General features: G+C 46.0%; 1 pseudogene. It reads left to right on the top strand.

Going from position 1 to position 348, the window contains the following annotated elements:
* Window positions 1-320: pseudogene (locus P20652_RS18285) on the top strand (ribonuclease E); the annotation flags it as partial.
* Window positions 321-348 lie beyond the last annotated feature (28 nt).

Here is a 348-nt window from a genome sequence, read left to right as displayed (position 1 = left end):
AAGAGCCAGCTAAAGTTGAAGCGCCAGTAGCAACTGAAGAGCCAGCTAAAGTTGAAGCGCCAGTAGTAACTGAAGAGCCAGCTAAAGTTGAAGCGCCAGTAAAATCAGTACCGCATGTTAAAACATCGGTAACTCAAGGGGCTGCAAGTGCGCCAATGGCACAGCCTACCCCTGTAGCTGATAGCGAAGTAAAACATACGTCTGTAGCAATGGCTCACGATAAACGTGAACTAGTTCCAGACAGTGGTTTACGTGCCGGTTCAATCAAACCTGCCGGTCGAGCAAGTTCTGTAATGACCAAAACAATGAGTGTTGATTAATAACTAACACTTATTAAAAAAGCCCCGC

The sequence above is a fragment of the Pseudoalteromonas sp. BSi20652 genome (genome assembly GCF_000239855.1).
Lineage (GTDB): Bacteria > Pseudomonadota > Gammaproteobacteria > Enterobacterales > Alteromonadaceae > Pseudoalteromonas.
This window is presented reverse-complemented; position numbering and strand designations above follow the sequence as displayed.